5 protein-coding genes are annotated in these 3758 nt (G+C 34.9%); all 5 read right to left on the bottom strand.

The window, feature by feature from the left end; translation table 11 throughout:
• Positions 1-857 (bottom strand): four-carbon acid sugar kinase family protein (locus JJE11_RS16345; protein WP_291637536.1); only part of this gene is annotated, 857 nt, incomplete at its 3' end.
• Between the two features lie 20 nt (positions 858-877).
• Positions 878-1855, bottom strand: coding sequence for a 2-keto-3-deoxygluconate permease (locus JJE11_RS16340; RefSeq protein WP_291637533.1), 978 nt, complete (start codon positions 1853-1855; stop codon positions 878-880).
• Between the two features lie 80 nt (positions 1856-1935).
• Positions 1936-3093: a UxaA family hydrolase gene (locus tag JJE11_RS16335; RefSeq protein ID WP_291637531.1), complete on the bottom strand. Its 1158-nt coding sequence runs from the start codon at positions 3091-3093 to the stop codon at positions 1936-1938.
• On the bottom strand, positions 3093-3392 hold the full coding sequence (locus JJE11_RS16330) for a UxaA family hydrolase (protein ID WP_291637529.1): 300 nt from the start codon (positions 3390-3392) through the stop codon (positions 3093-3095). The genes JJE11_RS16335 and JJE11_RS16330 overlap by 1 nt, the downstream gene beginning before the upstream one ends.
• A gap of 141 nt (positions 3393-3533) precedes the next feature.
• Positions 3534-3758: helix-turn-helix domain-containing protein (locus tag JJE11_RS16325; protein ID WP_291637526.1), on the bottom strand; the 225-nt coding region annotated here is incomplete at its 5' end.

Here is a 3758-nt window from a genome sequence, read left to right as displayed (position 1 = left end):
GCAATGATAACATCCAGCCCTTTATTTATTTTCTCTAGTGCATCTTCTACTATTTTCACTGTGTCCTTGCTTTTTAAAACACTTTCAATATCAACATTTATTATATTGATGCCTTTGGACTTGGCATAATGAAGTTGCTTTCTCGAAACTTCGCTTATGCTTCCAATTACTGCTATAGAGGGTTTCGTGGGCATCTTAACTTTTAGTATGCTATCAGCAAGGCCCGCTGACCCCACCCACAGTACTTTTTTACTGTGAGCTATAATTTCCCTAACTATTGCTATTAAATCTTCATTTGTCTCTGAATCAAAGGTAAATATTCTCCCCTTAGATAAATCCATCTTGTTTTCTCTTATTTCCTTCAAATACACATGAGTAACTTCTTCATCAAATTCTTCTTTAAGCAACAAATTTATATTATCTATTTCTACTGGTTTAATAGGATCCTTAGCTATTTCAGTTTCAGTAATTGGACTCCCATTTATCTTTTGGATCCCATCTATAGTTGTTCTTCTACTATCTGGGTATGCAGGTGCAAATATTATAAAGTCAGCATTATAATATTTATCTACTGCCTTGATTTCAGAAGCAATATTTCCCCTTAGCGTAGAATCCACCTTTTTAAAAACATAATTAAAATCATTTTTAAAAGCATTTTTAATTTTTAATTCTACATTTTTATAAGCTTCTTCCTGACTTTGCCCTCTAGATTCGGTATCAATTACATAGGATTTTTCTTTATCTTCTATATTTGTAAATTCAAACATTACATCAGTCTTTATTCCTCTTTTTCTTAATTGTACTCCTGTATCGTTTGCTCCTGTAAAATCATCTGCTATAATTAAAAATTTATCCATGTCTTGCACCTCTTTTAAAGTTAACTCACAGAAACCTTACTCTGCTGTAATTCAATTGCTTGCTTTTTCTTTAAACGTTTAGACATATAAACCACTATTGCTGGACATAAAAATGCAGATACAATACAAGCTGCCGCTACCTGAGCTGTAGCAGTTGCTACTACCAGTGGTGCAAATCCTGTGGTCACCGCTGCTATTGCGGCTGGTGTTCCTACTGAGTTACCTGCTGTAGATCCCTCTGCAAGCCCTGCTATGCAATTTTTCTCTCCAAATAACTTTAATGCATAATATCCACCAAAACCTGTTAATGTCGCAACTAAAACTCCAAGCAATATACCTGATCCCCCTGCTTTGAAAATATTGGCTAGATTCATTCCGGCTCCTAAAGGAAAAGCAAAGAACGGAATAAGTAATTTTTCTCCACCAGCTAAGAACTTACGCATTTCCTCATCCGCATTTCCAAGAATCATGCCCAGGCCAATAGGAACTATAACAGCTACAAATGCCATAATTGGAATTGTTGCAAGGCCAGATGCACCCAGCGCCACCATTGTGAAAAACGGTCCATCATTTAATGAAAGAACTGATACAGCCCCTACATCTGTCTCATCTCCATATTCCCCTGCCAGTGCTACATAAAGTCCACCGTTAGAATTAGTCATGGCTGCTATAATAGCCAAAGGTGTTAATCCTAAAAGTCCCGCTGGTCCAAATATTTTTCCTACACCAAGCCCTATTATTACGCCAATTGCATATTTAGTTATTGTAAGAATGAGACCTTTCTTAAGAGATTTTGGTGCTACCTTTGGACTCATTTGAGACCCCATACAAAATAAAAACACACCTAAAATTGATAGTGCTCCTGTCTTAAACATTGCAGTAGTGAATCCACCTATCATTAACACATTTGGAAAAAAAGTATTTATAGTAGCACCTAATAATAAAGGTATTACCATTAACCCCCCTGGTATTTTATCAATAGTTCTTTTAATTTGCATATTACTACTCCCCCTAATTAATATATTTTAATAGTTTTATATTTGAATTATCTGCTATTAAATTAGCAGTAATTTCCACCTTAGAATGATGACATTAGTCTTAATATACCAAATTCTCTATGATTGAGTGACTCTGCCTTCGTCTGTTTACCGTTGATTACTTCCACCATTTCATTGAAAATCTCTTCTCCTACCTCTTGCACTGTATTTAATCCTTCAATTATAGTTCCGGCATTTATATCCATGTTATCTTCCATATTCTTAAACACTTGTGGATTTCCACATACTTTTATTACTGGCGCCAGTGGATTTCCTGTTGGGGTTCCTCTTCCTGTGGTAAATACAACTAGTTGAGCTCCCCCTGCTACCATACCAGTCATTGACTCAATGTCCTGTCCAGGTGTATCCATTATATATAATCCTTTGGATTTTGGTATTTCGGCATAATCTAAAACTCCATTTATAGGAGCAGTCCCACCTTTATAAATACATCCCAGTGATTTTTCTTCTATAGTGGTTAACCCTCCTTGGATATTACCTGGAGTAGGCTGTCCACCTCTCATATCCACACCCATTGATTTAGCTTTTTTCTCACAGTTTTCAACAATATTTATTATATCTTGTCCTATTTCTTTAGTCACTGCTCGTTTTGCTAATATATGCTCAGCCCCAATAAATTCTGTAGTTTCTGAAAATATAGATGTTCCATTTAATGAAACTAATTTATCCGATGCATATCCCACGGCAGGATTTGCAGCAAGACCTGATGTAGTATCCGACCCACCACATTCTATTGCTAAAGTTATTTCAGATATATCTATTTCTTCTTTATTTACCTTAGATAACTCTCTAGCCATTTCAGCTGCAATCCTAATTCCTTGCGCTTCAGTCTTTATAGTTCCACCACATTCTTGTATAATTAAATATTCAACTCTCTTACCTGTGGCTTTTATATTTTCTGCAACTTCTTTTGTTGGTACACCCTCACACCCCAGACCAACTACTAATACTGCTGCTACATTAGGGTTTTTCCCCAATGCCTCTAATGTTGAAATTGTGAGATCTAAATCAGCACCAAGCTCACAGCATCCATGTTGATTTGGTAATGATATGGCTCCATTAACATGGCTTGCAATTCTTGCTGCAACCTCGCTGGCACAAACAGATGCAGGAAGTATTAATATATGATTTCTTATTCCAACTTTCCCATTTTCTCTTCTATATCCATATAACTTCATTATTTTGCTACCTCCAAGTCTCCACGGCCTCTTTCACTTATAACATTATGCACATGCACATAATCCCCAACTTTTATGTGCTGAGTAGCTAGCCCTATAGACTCCTTATACTTTATTATTTGTTGACCTTTATCTATATCTCTTATAGCAAACTTATGTCCAAAAGGGACATCTGAATTAAGTATTACCTCAATGCCTTTACCAAATATATCGATAAGTATTTTTTCTTTACTACTTAAATCTTTTACCGCTGTAGCTACATTATCATTTTCATTAGCAATGACTGCAAATTTTAACATACCTAGCCCTCCTAAATAAATTCTTAATTACTTAATAAGCAATTGCCATGCCAAATCCTTCTTATAGCATTTAGAAGGATTCGCTCCGTAAACGTTTTATAATGCATCAAAAGTCCTGTTGCAAAAAGAAACAATGTTGCATTAAGCATCATTGTTTCTTTTTCTCCATAATGTTGTTCTATTTATTTTTAATACTTTAGAAGCTTCACTTAGATTTCCATTGCAATAAGCTATGACTTCATTTATGTATTCATTTTCAACCTTTATTAAACTTTTAAATTCCTTTGGTTTAGTTTCATTAATTTTTTCATTATCTATATTGTTATTCTCAATGGCTTCTAATCTTATATCCACTATATCAATGCT

Source organism: Clostridium sp. (assembly GCF_016650095.1).
In the GTDB taxonomy this organism is placed as follows: domain Bacteria; phylum Bacillota; class Clostridia; order Clostridiales; family Clostridiaceae; genus Clostridium_AD.
Note: the sequence above shows the minus strand (reverse complement) of the source record. Positions and strands in the feature narration are given on the sequence as shown.